Source organism: Bacillus cereus group sp. BfR-BA-01316 (genome assembly GCF_022664195.1).
Lineage (GTDB): Bacteria > Bacillota > Bacilli > Bacillales > Bacillaceae_G > Bacillus_A.
Window position 1 is genome coordinate 38639 of sequence record NZ_JAKUGX010000018.1, and the last position, 17349, is coordinate 55987.

Sequence of the window (17349 nt, forward strand, 5' to 3'; positions counted from 1 at the left end):
TTAGTTTAAAATTGTGACTTTAACACTTCTTCTGCCCCAATTATTAGCTGTAGCTGAATCTGGCATTAATAAATCAATTATATGACCTTTAATCGCACTACCAGTATCTCCAGCAATTGCCGTCCCATAATTTTCCACATACACAGTAGAACCTAATGGAATCACAGCTGGATCTACAGCAATTAGTTTCATGTTTGGATTTGCAGTCAAATTATGTCCTAACTTAGATTTTACAATTTCACCCGGTTTATAGCCATTTTCAGATGGATCAGCTGTATAAGCAGTTGCTGTTACATAAAATTCTTTTCCACCTTGAGCTGGTTTTGGATCCGGCTTAGCTGGTGTTGTATCTTTAGCTGCAGGCTCTGCCGGCTTAGCTGCCTGTTCTTCTTTTTGCTTAGCTGCTGCTGCCTTCGCTTTTGCTAACTCTTCTTGCTCAGCCTTTGCTGCTGCTTCAGCTTTTGCGCGCTCTTCTGCTGCAATTCTTGCTGCTTCTTGTTCACGAGCAATTGTTTCTTGTACTGCTTTCATATTTGCTTCAACTTTTGCTTTTTCTTCTGCTGCTAAATTAATTTGGTTTGCAATCGCATTATATTTAGCTTGAACCGTTTGTAAGTTATCTTGACGTTTTTTCAAGTTATCTTGCAAATCAGCTTGTGCTTTTGCTAATTTTTGCTTATCTACTACTAAAGATGCTTCTTTTTCGTCAATCGCTTTTTTATCTTCTTCAATTTGACGAAGATCTTGTTCTTGTAGACGTAAAATTTCTTTATCTGCTTCTAGAATAGTAGTAACTGCGTTCATACGTTGTATGAAATCTGCAAAGTTTTTTGATTCTACAACAACTTCTACTACTAAACTCGTATTTGAGCTATTTTGAACAGAAACCATACGTTTTTTCATAATATCCTTACGAGCTAGGACTTTATCTTCTAAAACGATAATATCTGCTTTTTTTTGTTCAATCTGCTTATGTGTTTCATCGATTTTACGTTGAATAGCAGCTTGATCCTCTTTATTTTTTGCAATTGTATTATTTAAATTATGTAGTTCATTTTCGATACCTTGAATTTCTTTAGTAACAGCTTGCTTCTCTTGCTCTTTCTTCTGCATATCTGCATCGTTTTGCTGCAATTGCTGTTGCATGTTGTTAAGTTTCTCGTCGTTTGACTCTGCTTTTACAGCGACTGTACTAGAAAGAACAATAATTCCTGCTAATACTAGACTACTGATTCGCTTAAAATAGTTCATAATCCGACTCCCTTCTTATACAGTTATACATGATTTATTTTACAGTTTGTTTACAAAACCATTAAATACAGTTTATTTTTCATGACAAAAAAAAGAGAATTGTGAATAAAATGTAATAGATTCTTAAATATTTAACAATTACTATATTTAAAAATTATAAAAGATGCTAAAATCCAAATATAGAGAAATTAAAAATCCTAAAGGCGGTTGAATTAAATAAAATGTTTACTCAAAAGAAATCACTCCAACATAAAATTGATCAACTAGAAACTCATATACATGAACTAGAAACAGAATTAAAACAAAAAGATGTGGAAAAACAAGAAATTATATCTTCTATCCATAATCGTGTAAAAAGCGTTATGCAAGAGCACGAACTTGTAAATAACCAACATCATACACTCCAAAACTTAATTCAACAATTGAACGCATGCTTTGAAAATGTTTCTATGCGTACTACACATTCCAACGAATTAAATAACGAAATGCTACAAAAAGAGCAAAACTTAATTCAATCTATTGAAGAAATTATCGATTGCTCTAATGAAGGAAAAGAATCCGTTCATCGCTTACTCATTGTAATTAATAGATTAGGTGAACAATCTCAACGTACTTCTAATAGTATGAATCATTTAAGCGAACGCTCTAAAGAAATTGAACAAATTGTAGAAGTGATTCAAAACATTGCAGCACAAACAAATTTACTAGCGTTGAATGCAAGTATTGAAGCTGCACGTGCTGGAGAACACGGTAAAGGATTCGCTGTTGTTGCTAATGAAGTAAGAAAACTAGCTGAAAGTACAAAAAATATCGGTAACTTAACGAAAAAAATTCAAGAAGAAATTGAAAAAGCATATGAAAATACAAAAGATAATTTACATTTAGTTGATGAAGGTGTAGAAATGAGCGCTGATACTAACGCTAGAATTGAAAATATTTTAATGATGATTCAAACATTACAAAGTGGTGCTACAAATGTTATTAAAGCTATCGAAAACCAAAAATCTTGTAATGATGATATATTAAGAGAATTTGCAAACACACAACAAATGTTCCAAAAGTTAAATACTACTATTATGAATCATATTAATGATGCTGAAAAAGTCGATGTCCAATTATCAAAAAGTATTCAAGAAATAATAGTTTCTCAGTAATGTGAAAAATCCCCTATGACGTAATAAGGGAGTTTTATTATATTTCGAATATTATTTTCTTCTCAATATTCACTCTCTCTTTTGTTATAATAGAAAAGTTATTTCTTTCGACTAATACACAAGGAGGATGTTATGGAACAATTTTATTACATTTTGAAATATTTAATTCTTGGTCTATTCCAAGGACTAACAGAACCAATTCCGATTTCTTCAAGCGGTCACCTCGTTTTAGCACAGCATTTGCTAGGATTAAAGATAGAAGGGTTTAGCTTTGAGCTACTTGTTAATTCAGCTTCATTATTAGCTGTATTACTTATTTATAGAAATGACTTAATTCGTCTAACAAAGAATGGTCTATCTTATATATTCACAAGAGCAGAAGATGCAAAATCAGATTTTTTCTTTATTATTTACCTTGTTATCGCAACCATTCCAGCAGGTGTAATTGGAGTTTTATTTAAAGATTATATCGACCACTATTTAAAAGGTGTTAAAATGGTTGGGATTTCCCTTCTTATTACTGCTATCGGCCTTTGGATTATTCGAAACTTGCGTGGACGAAAAAATGATGGCGACCTTTCTATGAAAGATGCAATCATTATTGGTCTAGCACAAGCTTGCGCACTAATTCCTGGTATAAGCAGATCAGGTGCTACAATCGTAGCAGCAATGTTACTTGGTATGAAGCAAGAAACAGCTCTTCGCTTCTCATTCTTACTATACATTCCTGTTAGCTTAGGTGGTTTATTGTTAAGTATTACAGACATTGCAAACGATCCAAATTTAGATACATTATTTGTACCTTATATTGTTGCTTTCATCGCAACATTTGTCATGACATATATTTCATTAAAATGGTTTATGAACATTATGGCAAAAGGAAATTTAAAATATTTCTCTTTCTACTGTATTATCGTAGGTGTGCTAACTATCATTTTCTTATAAAGTGAAACTTTAATCAGTGGGGGTTTTGTTCATCCCCCACTGATTATTAGCCTTCACCAATCGGGCGTTTACGGGCAGCCCGCAAATAGCGGGATAAAGTGAAACTTACACTCTTTAAAGCAAGTCATTCTATTAAAATATGAAATAAAAAACCTCTTACTGCCCCCATACAGTAAGAGGTTTCTCCTTATGCATAAACTTTCTTTTCCTGACAATACAGGCGAATAACATGTTTATTATTTTGAAATACATCATGTGTTAAGCGAATAATAATAAAGTTTCGTTTTGTGTTATCATCATGGACAAAAACCTGTTCCCCCTCTTGAAAACGCCATGCGCTTTCAAAAGTTGTAGTATGACCCCCACTTACAGAAAAAAGCTCATATTGCATATCATGTACCCTCTCTCAACTTGTATCATTATAATATCCTTATATTAAATTTAGTATAACGTAAATCCTATATAATTTGTAATTTTTTCTATTTCAAACTAATATATCTTTGCTATAAACTCTTTTTAGGGCTATAATACTAGACGTATTTTTATTGAAAGGAGCTTCATTTTGACTGCATATTTATTTCCAGTAAAAACAGCATTTATTTTATTTCCTATTTTAGCAATGTTTCTCTTAATTCCTTTTTTAATATTTAATTATCGAAAATACGGTTATTTAAATAAATGGCGCTCATTTATTTTATACTCATTATTACTTTACTTATTAAATGCCTATTTTCTTGTTATTTTGCCGTTACCACAAACGTACGATACTTGTAGCCTACAACCTGCTAATACACAGCACATGCAACTATCACCATTTTATTTCATACAAGAGATTAGTAATCATACATCGGCAATTTTAACGAAACCAGCTACTTATTTCTACTTATTAAAAGAATCTGCATTTTTACAAGTTGCTTTTAACGTTCTACTAACCGTTCCATTCGGTATTTACTTACGTTATTATTTCCGACGTAGTTTCTTACAGACTATTTGTATTTCTTTTTGTCTTTCACTATTTTTCGAGCTAACACAGGTGACTGGATTATACGGTATATATAATTGTGCCTATCGCTTATTCGATATCGACGATTTGTTTTTAAATACATTAGGAGGAATCATTGGTTTTATTATCGCACCAGTATTTACGTACTTCCTTCCGAAAGCAAGCGAATTAGATAGTCATATTGATTTGGAAACGAAACCAGTCGGATTCGTTCGTCGCCTTATCGCGATGCAAATTGATTGGATTTTCTTATCTATCGTTGTACCGGTCATTAAAAACAAAGGAAATTCTATCTTTATTTCTAGTATTCAATCTTACACAAATGTGTATGAACTCATTTTCATTACGTGTTCGATCTTTATTTATTTTATTATCATTCCATATTTTACGAATGGAAGAACAATTGGAAAAGCATTACTTCGTATTTACGTGAAAGGAAAATCAGAACGTATTACAATGAAGGAATTATTCCTTCGTTACGGTATATTCTATTTTGTTTTAGGTGGAATCAATTATATTCTTTCTAGTAGCTCTATTTTGAATCTTACAGAGCCTTTAGTATTACTGGTTACATTGTTGTTCCAATTCGTAATTAACGGCCTATTCATTATTCATGTTTTATTGCATGTATTTAGCCGTGATAAATTACTATTTTACGAGCATATCAGTCATACAAGAAATGCAATTACACTAAAAAAAGCTGACAAATGATTATTTGTCAGCTTTTTTTCATACTCATGAATAACTTTTCTGCATAAGGATTTAAAAACATTCCTGTTTCATCTAGTGACTTCCTCACCTTTAGAAACGAATGAAATTCTGGGTATATATCTTGTAATTGTTCATACGATAATGTATGCATTTTCCCCCAATGCGGGCGTCCTTCATACTTTCGAAAGATTTGCTCCACCTCACCAAAATAAGCGGCATACTTCATACCTTTATACATATGAACGGCAATATACGCTGAATCTCTTCCGTACGCTGGACTGAGCCATATATCATCACCATGCACATAGCGACATTCGATCGGGAAATGCACTTTATACTTTTTCTTTTCAATAAGATTTGAAATCTCTTCTACAACAATCCTCATATGTTTTGCAGGGATACTATACTCCATTTCATAAAAAAGAACAGTACGAGATGTAGCAAACACTTCATAGCTTGGTCCAATTATTTTTGTATTCGGTACAGCCTTGGCTGATAATTGGCTTACCCCTTTACTAATAGAAGGAAACCACTTACACCCTTTAGATAGTAAAGAAAAGATCCTATTTTCAAGTAATTCGACCTTTAGTTTATGCCACTTCAAATCAGTTCCTTTACTTGTTGTTTCACTTGTAAATTTCACTTGAACTTCATCTGAATAAGGAAAAATGAAAAATTCAAAATGGCGATTCTTCTTATATTCTTCTAATTTATCCATTACAGTAGAAAAAGGCTGTTTTTCACTTTCATAAACAAGTGAATAAGCTGGAATAACTTTCAGTTTGACCTTTACAATGATACCAAGCATTCCAAGTGATAGCTGGAACGCTTTCCAATATTCATAGTTCTCCGTTTCAGAACATACAATACTCTCACCTGTAGACAGAACGGCTGTAATCTCTACTACTTGCGTTGATAAGCTCCCAAATGTAACACCCGTCCCATGAGTCCCTGTACTAATTGCTCCTGCAATAGATTGCGAATCAATATCTCCTAAGTTCTCTTGTGCATACCCTTTCGCCTCAAGTAATTTCCCTAAATCATGTAGTTTTGTTCCCGCCCATACTTCTACTGTCATCTTCTCTGCATCAACATTCGCAATCCCTTTCAATTCATCTAAAGAAACCAAAATTTCTTCTGTTTGAACTAATGGTGTAAAAGAATGTCCTGAACCAACAACCCGAATTTTCTTTCCCTTTTCTCGCGCAATCCCCACCACTTCTACTACATCTTGTATACTTTCTGGATACATCGTATAATGCGGAGTTCCTTCTACATTCCCTGTCCAATTTCTCCATTTTTGTCCCTTCACAGAAAGCATTGACTATCCCCCCGATATGTTGAATACTCTCCAATAATTTCTCCTTGTTTAATACGATACAAAATAGGAAAACGCTCACATAACTCCCCAGCTTTACTATGGCGAAACAATATAGTATCTCCTATATACAATTGTTCCTCGCCGTTATAGTAAACCGGTGTTTGCACTTCACCAGCGCCTTCTAACGCTAATAGCTTTGCGCCATGCGGCTTCCAAACCTCAGGCTCTTTATCTTTACCAACTGCGCCTGAAGCAATATACCCACCACCTAGACAAGTATAAATATGTGGAGCTGGTTTACGTACAATTGGTACAGCAAATCCAACGGCTGGCTGAAATTTCACTTCTTTATAATAATCAAACAGTTTAGGAGAATAAAAGGCGGATCCTACAGTAATCTCCGTAACTGAGTTATCTTGCTCAGTTGTTTTTATACTCCCCGTTCCTCCCCCATTTACAAACCTTAGTTCAATACCAAGGTTTTGTATTTCCTTCACGATACTCCCTCTTCTTTCGCTAATTTCTAGCACCGATTTCTTCTTTAAATACGAAATAAGTTTATTTTGAAGTCTTTGTTTTGGCATATCATCTCCCACTCCAGCAATTTGAGCTTCATAGCCCATTACACCATCCAATATTAAATATGGTGATGCCTTCACCTTTTCTACTATTTTTAAAGCACTCTGGACATCTTTTACTGGAGATCTTCTCACACCAAAATGAAATTGAAAAACACGACTACTCATATCAATATCTAAACAAACGCGAAAACACCCACTAGATTCCACAGCAATTTTTTCTAAATGAACAATATGGTCTTCACAATCCACCATACAAGTTATAATGAGCCCTTGCTTTGTTAGCAAACCAATTTCATATAAAGCTCTTTCATCATAAGCTGGATATCCGAGCAATAAATCATTAAATCCTTGTTCAATTAAAAACAAAGCCTCTCTAGGTGAAAAACACATAATACCTTGAAATCGATCACTTGCAGCTAAAATCCGTTTCATAATTGGAACAGATCGTAACGATTTACTCGCTATACGAATCTTCTTATTTCCACTTAACTCTATAATCGATTGAATATTCCTCTCTAAAGCCACTTCATCTAAAAATGCACACGGTAATGGAAGCTCTTTAAAAACACTTCTATCCAAATCGTTCTCTCCTCTTCTATATATGTCTTATACATATTGGAAAGAAAGATTGATTTTCCTGTTTTCAAATTAAAAAAGTTTCTTCTTCACGAAGAAACTTTTTTGACTACTTCATAGAAATAGTTGCCTCTACTGGATAATGATCTGAGTAATCATTATACGTATATTTTTGCAACCATGATGTAACGGACCATTCTGGAGACTTTGGCTGTAACACTTTATTTTCTACACGTGCGGGATTTGCATGGTCTTTACTAGAAACAATGTAATCTAAATATTCTGCTGGGCTATCTGGGAAATTATACTTTGCAATACTATTTGTTGTTGCATCCCAAGTTGCTGTATGTCCTGCATAAGATGGTACAGACGCATGTAATGTTTTAAACATCGATGCATACTCTGAATTGCTATTATTCTCAGCATTTATTTTATTTACATTCATATCACCACCAATTAACACATACTCGTTATTTGGTATATTTTTATTTTTAATAAACTCTTGAATTTCTTGTAGCTGTTTTGTACGTACAGATGCTGGCGAAGTTTTTCCACACATACTGTCTTCAGCTTGTAAATGCGTTCCAATTACATGCACAAAATTATCATTTTTCTTAACTTTTGTGTATACAAATCCTTTATTTGATAAGTTATCTGGTCCGCATCCTTTTTCAAATACATATTGAATCTTTTCAACGATCGGCCATTTACTTACAATAGCTACGCCACCATCTTCAGGGGTTGAAGATGAATAGTTACCTAACGTTTTATCCCATTCGTTTCCGTTACTACGACCTAATACCGCTGTTTGGTTTGGATATTCTTTCTTTAAATTCCCTAACAAATGATTTGAAGCGTTATTATCAAATACTTCATTTAATATAACAACATCTTGATTTTTCATATAATCCGCTGCCCCAATTAAATCCACACGCTCATTTTGTCCCCAGTTTGGATATAAATTCGTTGATAACATATATACATTATGGGTCATTACTTTTAACGTATCATTTTGATTTGTAGACATTTCTGCTTGAGCGGAAGATCCACTATATAAAGCTCCTAAACCAATACCAAAGCTAAGTACACCTTTTAGCAATTTACCTTTCACGTTTCATACCTCCATGTACTGTGTAGTAATAAAAAGGCCAAATACTCTATTCTGAGATTTGACCTTTTTCAAATACTTAACGATTTCCGTACGTATCAAACCAAAGCTGGATGTATCCAGCAGTAACACGTTGTGCATCCATTAATCGCGTACCTGTCATTGGTGTAACTTCAGCGCGCCATTTATCTGCATATTCTTGTGATACAGCCGCTTTCACAAACCAATCTTTCGTATTATCATTTACAATGCCAGAGTAATCTTGTTTCGCGGCTACTGCCGCTCCATGAATCCAATCTTCTGGATTTGTACCTTTCCAGTTCCAATATCCATTTCCATCCGTTACTTTATAATTATCTTTTATCGTATCTACAAAGTTTTCATATTTAGAATGGAACCCTTGTGGATACGAAAGATTTGTAAAGTTTGCTGCATGCATCGGTTGATTTACATCCCCTAAATAATGAAGAGATAAACCCAAGTAGAAGAATGCTTGTTTCATATCTTTATTTTTGTATGACTCACCTGCTAATTTGAAATATTTAGCTCCAGTTTCCTTTGCCTGCTTTGCAAATGGAATATAAGTTTTTCCATTGTCAGGGTCATAGAAGTGTGAAGCAAATGTGCTATTATCATAATAAGGATTTTCATAGTCAGCAGCATAAATACCGTTCTCTAACTCCGTACGCCATTCATTTAATAGTGCAACTTGATCTTGTTTTACAAGTGTTGTATTACGAGACATAATATCCATTGCACGGTTTACAATCCATAAATGAGAGTTTACGCCTTCTTTATGCTTATCTTCAGCAGACCAGCGCGGAATAATTCCAACTCTCTGTCCTCCATCGTTTTCATGAGCAAGTGCAACGCTTTGTAATGGCGCTACTAACGTAATAGCTGCTGCTAAAGCAAGAACTTTCTTTTTCATCTGAAATCCTCCATTTTATAATTAAATTATTGTTCATATTTTGTTAGGATCCTACGATGTCTTCTGGTTAACCTATGACTAGAATATCCCACCTTTCACAAAATTTCTATCAATAAATTAAAATATACAAATGTTCATATCATTATAACTTTATACATAGTGAATATAATGAATGAATACACTTACATTTTAATAAAGTATTGTTAAGCTACTGCAAATACAGGTCTAAACTATTGTAAAAAAAGAGTAAAGCATTCACATGCTTTACTCTTTTTTTCTGTTCGATAATATACTCGGCAATTGTACATTAACTGCTAATTTATGAATAAATCCAAACACTAATCCAATCCCGATAAATATGTATAAGATCGTAAATACCTTTCCAAAATCAGTTTGCGGACTAAAATTCCCATCACCGACGGTCGTCAACGTGACCACACTAAAATATAAAGCGTCAAGAGGACGTAATCCTTCAACTGTACTATAAAAAATCGTCCCCGATGTTAATGTCAAAATTGTTAATACGAATAACACTTGAAACTCTTTATCTTTCCATACTCGTAAACAGGCTCTTAACATCCGTTTCAATGTCAACATAAATGAAAGCATTGGACTTCCCCTTCCAAACAAAAATACCTTTAGTTAAAGGAAAGTCTATCACCTTTCAGTATAGAAAAAAAGTAGCCCTTTTCTATTTCTAGAAAAGGGCTACTTTCTTCTATAATATATTATTTAGGTGAAACAAGAATTTTCACTTGTGTTTTATCTTTTACAAGTGCTTCAAAGCCTTCTTCAACAACTTGGTCCACTGTAATTTTTTTCGTAATTAATTTCTCCGCTTGAATTTGGCCAGAGCTAATTAATTTAATAACAGCTGGGAATATATGACGATATCCAAGAATACCGATAACTTCTTTTTCTTTTAATACAAGGTTGTTCGGAGTAATTGTCGCATCTTTTTCCCACACACTAACAATTACAGTTTGGCCTTCAAAACTTGTACTTTCAATTGCTTGACGTAGTACAACCTCAACACCTGTTACTTCAAAGCTAACATTTACACCTAAACCATTTGTTAAGTTGCGAATTTCTGCTAGTACATCTTGAGTTGCTGGATTTAATACGTAATCAGCACCTGCTAATTTAGCTAGCTCTTGACGTTCTTTAGAAAGTTCCACTGCGATAACAGGAGTTGCTCCTGCTGCTTTTGCTGCTTGGATTACAAGAAGCCCAATCGGACCACAACCAAATACCGCTACAGCTTCACCCTCTTTTAATTTACTTTGACGTACTGCATGAACTGCTACTGCTGCTGGTTCTACAAGTGCACCTTGTTCATACGTCATTTCATCTGGAATATGATGAACCATATCTTCTGGTACTACTGTATATTCAGAGAAACCACCGCCGTCTCCACCAAGACCATGGAAAACAAGTTGTTCACAAACATTGTAATGTCCATGTTTACAAGCTTCACATTTACCACAAGAATAAATTGGTTCTACAACAACGCGGTCTCCCACTTTATGAGATGTAACACCTTCACCAATTTCTACTACCTCACCGCTAAACTCATGACCTAAAATAACCGGTGCTTTCACATGTGTTAATGGATGTTCTTCTGTTGGAATAAAAATAGGTCCTGCTAAATATTCATGCAAGTCTGTCCCACAAATACCACACCATTTAACTTTAATTTTCACTGCTCCTGGTCTTACAGTTGGTTCTGGTACTTCTTCTACTCGTACATCACGTTGATTATGCCAAAGTAATGCTTTCATTTTAAACATCCCTCTCTATGTATATACTTAACCTGGTGAAGTTTACAATTCTATTATAATACTTCCATCCATATATTTCAAAAAAACAATCTCATTCCCACTAATTTTTAACAAATAACGTTCACCATTTTGTCACTTTGTACTTTTTTCTACATCTGTTAATTCAATTTCATTGCAGTTGAAATTAGCATTATGCCATAATAGCATAGGAGAGGTGAATATCGCTTGAAATATTTTATTTACTTTATTGTTATCGTAGCGTTTTTAGATACATTTTCACAATTACCTATTATGAGTACTTTCGCTCAAAGCCTTGGAGGAACCCCTCTTGTTATCGGGCTAGTTGTCGGTATGTACTCATTCGCTAATATGATCGGTAATATTATTGCTGGAGCCGCTGTCGATAAATTTGGTGCAAAAAAAATCCTTTATATAAGCATGGGAATTACGAGTTTCATAGTCTTGTTATACACCGTTGTTCAAAGTGGTGAACAACTATTAGTTGTGCGCTTTATGCACGGTTTTAGTGACGGATTTTTAATTCCTGCTGCCTTTACGTTTTTATCAAAACAAACAAATTCAGCAAGGCAAGGTAAGGCAATGGCTCTATCTGGTGCTGCTGTTGGAATAGCGGCAATCGTAGGACCTGCTTTCAGTGGTATTATGAAAGCAACAGCTGGTATAGAGTGGGTATTCATTACCATTTCTATTTTAATGGCCCTTGGTACAATCGTATCTCTATTCTTCTTACCAAATAACGTATCAAGGAAAGATACATCAAGAACACAAATGATGAACAAAGAAGATATGATTGAACTATTGAAATCAGAACCGTTATTACAGGCATATATTGGTGCTTTCACTCTAATGTTTTCACAAGGAATTGTCACATATATGTTACCAGTAAAAGTTGAGGCGTTGGCACTTAAAGCATCTACAACAGGTATGATGTTAAGTGTATTCGGAATTACCGCTATCCTCTTCTTCTTACTTCCAACAAATCGTATTTACGATCGATTTAATCGTTCAAAACTAATGCTGATTGGGATTACAGTAATGGCATTAGCATTATCTTTACTCGGATTATTTACAACAAAAGGTATGCTCTTCATCGTAATGATGATTTATGGAATTGGATTCGCTATCCTCTTCCCATCTATTAATGCCTTACTTGTTGAAAATACAACAGACGATAAGCGTGGGAAAGCATTTGGATTATTTTATGCCTTCTTCTCATTAGGAGTTGTTGCTGGCTCCTTTACAGTCGGAGCAATCGGGGCATCACCTAGCGCTAGCTTTGTTATCGGAACTGCATTCTTATTAACATTTTCTGGAATGATTTATGTAAGAAGCAAAGTAAAAAAGACAATGATGGGTTAATTCCATCATTGTCTTTTTTTCGCCTAATATATATTATTTTTGCATATAACCAAGTAACACTGTAAATAAACTTATGTATAAAAGCAATAATACTTTCTTCCTAAAAAAAGAAACTGAATGAATACTGACGATACTTCGACAATTTCCTCGGAAATATTTCTTTTCCCCACATAATTTGATACACTATACATGAACCAACAGTTGTATTACATGAACTAAAATAATAACTTACTTTACAAATAAAAAAGCACACTCTTCTTATGAAGAATGTGCTTTTATTTTATTAACGTCTAATCCAAACAGCACCTGCAGACTTATCATCTGCTTGTCCAACAACTTGGAATTTAAGTCCAAGGTTTGGAACTTTTCGTCCCGCATCAGCAATTTGTTTATTACTGTATACTTTTGAATCATCAAACGTTGTAACACCTTGTAATCCAGTATAATTAAACTGTCCTCGTGTAAATGAATTCACACTCCATGAAGGTGTTTGATCAAACGAAAATGCAGCATCTGCAATTTGCATTCCAGTATTACCGTACGCTGGTTTCCCGTTTAGATTGCCAACTAACGCTTCTGGATGAGAGTCAACAACACCAAGGAATCCTTCACCTGGATGCACCCCAACCCAGTTATCTTTGAAGCTATCATCTGCATACCAAACGACAAGACCTGTATTATACACCGGACCTCTTCCCGCTTTTAATCCATTATCTGACCCAGCATAGTTTCTCCACTCTAGATAATAATAATGAGGTTTCTTTTCTGTCCCATCAGAAACAACGAATCCATTTAACTTCATTTTAGATTGTCCTTCTGCATCATCTGAAAATACTACTTGTCCATCAACTGTTACATTGACATTATCCATTGCGAAACCTTTATATGTTAAAGCTGGATCTGTAATATAGTCGAATTGTAGTTTAACTTTCTTCCCTTTGAACTGACTTAAATCGTATGATTTATCAATCCATTTCCCATCTGTTGTATCTTTATCATCTTGTACTATCTTTTCTCCTAATCTATCAATCAATGTTTTCGTTCCATCTTCAGTTACAGCATGTACTTCGATGAAATCACACTCAGCTTCTAATTCATAATTCGCTTTATAATCGAACTTTGCATTTGTTCCCTTCGTTAAATCAAAGAACGGTGTTTCTAATTTCGTATGAATATCATCGCCTCTTGTACTATAGTATGCACGCTTTCCAAATCCAGGCTTAATTGTTTCAATACTCTTATCTGGTAAATTGACACGTACGACACCTGGACGATTTGATTTTGTAACACTCTGATCAATATATGTAGGAACTCCTACACCATGCTTAATTTTATCGTAATCTACTTCTAAAATCTTCGCCCAGTTGCCGCCCATATTCTTTTGTAAGAAGTCTTTATTTTGTGGTGAAAAACTAGTTGGCTCTGTTCCTGCGATTTTTCCTGTCCAACTACCTCCACTCATTAATGACCAAGCTTCGACTGGTGATCCAGTTCCAGTATACTTCGTGTCATATTCATCCGGTAAACCAAGGTCATGTCCAAATTCATGTGCAAACACACCTACTGCGCCGTCTTCTGGTTCAATTGTGTAATCATGCGCTGCTACTTTTCCACCAAAGTAATCTACCTTTGATTTTGTACCTTCAATCGCTACTGGATCTCTTGCTAATTTTGAACGATGTGACCAAATCGCATCATCACCTAATTTACCGCCACCAGCTTCTTGACCAACACCAGCATGGATTACCATTAAATGATCAATTACACCGTCAGATTCATTTTGATTACCGTCACCATTTGTATCATATCTATCGAATTGATCAAATTGAGATAAATCTAATCCCTTTTCAGCTGCCGCACCTAAAGCTTCCTTCACTAAATCACGTGCGCCTTTTGGACCTTTATTATCATGACCACTGCTACCATCAGCTCCGTAATCAGCAGCTTTTCCTGGCACAGTTAGCCACTCCGTTACATATCCGTCTGTCGTATAACTACCACCAGACTGCTCTTCATAATATTGTTTAAATGTTTTTACTTTCGAACCATCAAATAATGTGTAAGGTTCATTACCAAATAGCATTTTTTGATAATGTTCTCTACTAAAATCTTTCGAATACATATAACCTGGTGTTTGCTCAATATTATTATGTTTATAATCACTAAATTCAACGAGTAACACTAACACTTTATCATTGCGGACAGGTCCACTATATGGAGCTTGTTTCGCCTTAGAAGTTGGAACTTTCCCATCTAATTGCTTTTTATTTGGCTCTGGCTTTTGCTCAGGGCTAACATTTTTTTCAGCTTTCTTTACTTTTTCCTTTTCTTCCATCTTCTTCTCTTTTACCTTTTTTACGAAATCAGACGCTTCTTGAGCAGCATCATCTGGAAGAATTTCTTTATTTACCTGATCCCCTTGTTTCTTTTCAATATATTGCTCTACAGCCTTTTTTGTCTCTTCTTTAGACGATGCTGGATTAATTGTTCCTCTTTCTTTCAACGCTTCCGCTAAACGATCTTCTTGAATTAAATTATGATCAATTGGCGTTGTAGACATACTTTCTTTTGCTTTCGCTGGCGTTTCTGCGTATGCTAACGGAGCACTCATTACAGCTGTGCATCCGATGATTGTCGCAATTGCTAATGACGACAACACTTTAAATGGCGCTTTTCTTCTCATTATATTTCTCTCCTTTTATAAATCTTAAAATTCAGATAAAGATATACAAAGTAACCACAATCTTCTTGCTCTATCCTCCCTTGTATATAAAAAGACATAATTCTATAAACAATAAACCTTCTGTTATAGAATCATGCCCTCCAGTTTTCTGGTCAGACCCTTTATTCTTTTATGTCGAAATATGAAAAATAAAGAGTGATTTGTTATATATTAAATAGCTTATATTAAAAATTTAAAAGACAATATGCAAAATTGCATGAAAATTCTTTCAAACAAAAAAGAACCCAAGTTAATTAAACTTGGGTTCTCCATTTCGTATTATTTCTCTTGTGTTTTTTCCCAATCAGCTAAGAATTTCTCAATTCCTTGATCTGTTAATGGGTGCTTCACTAATGAAGCGATTACGTTTGCCGGGATTGTTGCAATATGTGCACCGTTTAATGCTGCTTCTGTTACGTGAACACTGTGACGTACAGATGCTGCAATGATTTCTGTTTCAATGCCGTGAATTGCAAAGATTTCTGCGATTTGGCGGATTAAGTCCATACCGTTATGACCGATATCATCTAGGCGACCTAAGAACGGTGAAACGTATGTCGCACCAGCGCGAGCTGCAAGTAATGCTTGCACTGCTGAGAATACTAATGTAACGTTTGTACGAATTCCTAAATCAGAGAATGCTTTTACTGCTTTTAAGCCTTCTGTTGTCATTGGAACTTTTACAACAACGTTTGGAGCGATTTTTGCTAACTCTTTTCCTTCTTCAATCATTTTATCAGCTTCTAAGCTAATTACTTCTGCACTTACAGGTCCTTCAATAAAGCTACAAATTTCACGAATACGCTCATGGAAATCTACGCCTTCTTTTGCTACAAGTGATGGATTTGTCGTTACTCCAGCTACTACACCTAATGCATTTGCCTCTTTAATTTCGTTAACGTTTGCTGTATCAATAAAAAATTTCATTTGTTATTCTTCCTTCCTAATTTTCATTTTATATTTATTTTTTCTTAATAAGCTCTAATTCAATCGGAATAAATTTGTCCACTTTTTTACCTTGTGTTATCTCTTTTGCTGTTTCCATCGCCTTCTCTCCAATTAATTCCGGTTTTTGAGCGACTGTTGCTGCCATGCGTCCATCTTTAACCGCTTTTACAGCATCGTCCGTTGCATCAAATCCAACAACGACTACATCCGTTTTACCAGCAGATTTCAATGCCTCAATTGCGCCTAATGCCATTTCATCGTTATGAGCGAACACTGCTTTTATATCGCTATTCGCTTGCAAAATATTTTCCATAACGGATAATCCTTTTGCACGATCGAAATCAGCTGCTTGTTTTGCTACTACTTTTAAAGACTTATCAGCTACGTTATGGAATCCTTTCCCACGCTCACGAGCAGCAGACGATCCAGGGATTCCTTCTAACTCAGCGACATTTGTTCCTTCACCAACTACTTCCCGAATGTAATCACTAGCCATTTGACCACCTTCTACATTGTTGGAAGCTATGTGAGAAACAACTTTACCTGAATTTGCAACTCTGTCTACTGTAATAACAGGAACATTGGCTGCATTGGCTGCACTTACCGCTGAAGCAACAGCATCTGAGTCGGTTGGATTAATAACAACTACATCGACACCTTTTTGAATTAAATCTTCAACATCGTTTGTTTGCTTCGCTGCATCATTTTGTGCATCAACAGCAATTAATTCAATGCCGCTATCTTTTGCTTTCTTTTCTGCACCTTTTTTCAACGTGACGAAAAATGGATTATTTAAAGTTGAAACAGAAAATCCAACTTTAATAGTTTTATTTCGACCTTTATCGCTAGAATCCTTTGCCCAATCTGGTGGTTCCATTGAACAACCAGCAGTAACTACCATGATGCATGCAACGAGTATCAGTAACCATTTTTTCAT

Annotated in this window: 14 protein-coding genes and 1 pseudogene; 4 read left to right on the plus strand and 11 right to left on the minus strand. The window is 34.8% G+C overall.

Annotated features, from left to right (window positions below; genetic code table 11):
• Nucleotides 1-1251, minus strand: coding sequence for a 3D domain-containing protein (locus MR071_RS14955; protein WP_242236608.1), 1251 nt, complete (start codon nucleotides 1249-1251; stop codon nucleotides 1-3).
• Nucleotides 1252-1913: 662 nt separating this feature from the next.
• Here MR071_RS14955 and MR071_RS25800 point away from each other — a divergent pair.
• Together MR071_RS25800 and MR071_RS14965 are read left to right on the plus strand one after the other, a co-directional pair.
• A pseudogene (locus tag MR071_RS25800) lies at nucleotides 1914-2405 on the plus strand (methyl-accepting chemotaxis protein); the annotation flags it as partial.
• A gap of 132 nt (nucleotides 2406-2537) precedes the next feature.
• Nucleotides 2538-3350: an undecaprenyl-diphosphate phosphatase gene (locus MR071_RS14965; protein ID WP_002010553.1), complete on the plus strand. Its 813-nt coding sequence runs from the start codon at nucleotides 2538-2540 to the stop codon at nucleotides 3348-3350.
• Between the two features lie 187 nt (nucleotides 3351-3537).
• Here the strand turns inward: MR071_RS14965 and MR071_RS14970 are convergent, their stop codons facing one another.
• Nucleotides 3538-3741: a hypothetical protein gene (locus tag MR071_RS14970; protein ID WP_242236612.1), complete on the minus strand. Its 204-nt coding sequence runs from the start codon at nucleotides 3739-3741 to the stop codon at nucleotides 3538-3540.
• Between the two features lie 171 nt (nucleotides 3742-3912).
• On the opposite strand from MR071_RS14970, the gene MR071_RS14975 reads away from it, so the two are divergent.
• A complete protein-coding gene (locus tag MR071_RS14975) occupies nucleotides 3913-5064 on the plus strand; it encodes a VanZ family protein (protein ID WP_242236614.1) in 1152 nt (383 codons plus the stop codon).
• Between the two features lie 7 nt (nucleotides 5065-5071).
• On the opposite strand, the gene MR071_RS14980 is transcribed toward MR071_RS14975, so the two are convergent.
• The 6 genes from MR071_RS14980 to bdhA form a co-directional block, all read right to left on the minus strand.
• Complete coding sequence (locus tag MR071_RS14980) at nucleotides 5072-6385, minus strand: D-arabinono-1,4-lactone oxidase (protein ID WP_242236615.1); 1314 nt, start codon at nucleotides 6383-6385, stop codon at nucleotides 5072-5074.
• A complete protein-coding gene (locus tag MR071_RS14985) occupies nucleotides 6373-7545 on the minus strand; it encodes an amino acid deaminase/aldolase (protein ID WP_242236618.1) in 1173 nt (390 codons plus the stop codon). Before MR071_RS14985 ends, MR071_RS14980 begins: the two co-directional genes overlap by 13 nt.
• 106 nt (nucleotides 7546-7651) lie before the next feature.
• Complete coding sequence (gene sph / locus MR071_RS14990; protein WP_242236620.1) at nucleotides 7652-8653, minus strand: sphingomyelin phosphodiesterase; 1002 nt, start codon at nucleotides 8651-8653, stop codon at nucleotides 7652-7654.
• 76 nt (nucleotides 8654-8729) lie between these two features.
• Complete coding sequence (cerA, locus tag MR071_RS14995; RefSeq protein ID WP_242236622.1) at nucleotides 8730-9581, minus strand: phospholipase CerA; 852 nt, start codon at nucleotides 9579-9581, stop codon at nucleotides 8730-8732.
• Nucleotides 9582-9845: 264 nt separating this feature from the next.
• A complete protein-coding gene (locus MR071_RS15000) occupies nucleotides 9846-10190 on the minus strand; it encodes a potassium channel family protein (RefSeq protein WP_242236624.1) in 345 nt (114 codons plus the stop codon).
• Nucleotides 10191-10309: 119 nt separating this feature from the next.
• On the minus strand, nucleotides 10310-11362 hold the full coding sequence (bdhA, locus tag MR071_RS15005; RefSeq protein WP_000645832.1) for a (R,R)-butanediol dehydrogenase: 1053 nt from the start codon (nucleotides 11360-11362) through the stop codon (nucleotides 10310-10312).
• Nucleotides 11363-11587: 225 nt separating this feature from the next.
• Between bdhA and MR071_RS15010 the strand changes: the two genes are divergently transcribed.
• On the plus strand, nucleotides 11588-12742 hold the full coding sequence (locus MR071_RS15010) for an MFS transporter (protein ID WP_242236627.1): 1155 nt from the start codon (nucleotides 11588-11590) through the stop codon (nucleotides 12740-12742).
• A gap of 283 nt (nucleotides 12743-13025) precedes the next feature.
• Here MR071_RS15010 and inhA2 read toward each other — a convergent pair whose 3' ends face one another.
• From inhA2 to rbsB, 3 genes are all read right to left on the minus strand, one after another.
• A complete protein-coding gene (inhA2, locus tag MR071_RS15015; RefSeq protein WP_242236628.1) occupies nucleotides 13026-15425 on the minus strand; it encodes a M6 family metalloprotease immune inhibitor InhA2 in 2400 nt (799 codons plus the stop codon).
• 318 nt (nucleotides 15426-15743) lie between these two features.
• On the minus strand, nucleotides 15744-16391 hold the full coding sequence (gene fsa, locus MR071_RS15020) for a fructose-6-phosphate aldolase (RefSeq protein ID WP_105586095.1): 648 nt from the start codon (nucleotides 16389-16391) through the stop codon (nucleotides 15744-15746).
• Nucleotides 16392-16425: 34 nt separating this feature from the next.
• Nucleotides 16426-17349: a ribose ABC transporter substrate-binding protein RbsB gene (gene rbsB / locus MR071_RS15025; RefSeq protein WP_105586096.1), complete on the minus strand. Its 924-nt coding sequence runs from the start codon at nucleotides 17347-17349 to the stop codon at nucleotides 16426-16428.

Bases quoted from the DNA above. Each gene is read 5' to 3' on its own strand.
- MR071_RS14955 (WP_242236608.1), bottom strand. From the start codon at position 1,251: ATGAACTATTTTAAGCGAATCAGTAGTCTAGTATTAGCAGGAATTATT.
- MR071_RS14965 (WP_002010553.1), top strand. From the start codon at position 2,538: ATGGAACAATTTTATTACATTTTGAAATATTTAATTCTTGGTCTATTC.
- MR071_RS14970 (WP_242236612.1), bottom strand. From the start codon at position 3,741: ATGCAATATGAGCTTTTTTCTGTAAGTGGGGGTCATACTACAACTTTT.
- MR071_RS14980 (WP_242236615.1), bottom strand. From the start codon at position 6,385: ATGCTTTCTGTGAAGGGACAAAAATGGAGAAATTGGACAGGGAATGTA.
- cerA (WP_242236622.1), bottom strand. From the start codon at position 9,581: ATGAAAAAGAAAGTTCTTGCTTTAGCAGCAGCTATTACGTTAGTAGCG.
- MR071_RS15000 (WP_242236624.1), bottom strand. From the start codon at position 10,190: ATGCTTTCATTTATGTTGACATTGAAACGGATGTTAAGAGCCTGTTTA.
- bdhA (WP_000645832.1), bottom strand. From the start codon at position 11,362: ATGAAAGCATTACTTTGGCATAATCAACGTGATGTACGAGTAGAAGAA.
- inhA2 (WP_242236628.1), bottom strand. From the start codon at position 15,425: ATGAGAAGAAAAGCGCCATTTAAAGTGTTGTCGTCATTAGCAATTGCG.
- fsa (WP_105586095.1), bottom strand. From the start codon at position 16,391: ATGAAATTTTTTATTGATACAGCAAACGTTAACGAAATTAAAGAGGCA.
- rbsB (WP_105586096.1), bottom strand. From the start codon at position 17,349: ATGAAAAAATGGTTACTGATACTCGTTGCATGCATCATGGTAGTTACT.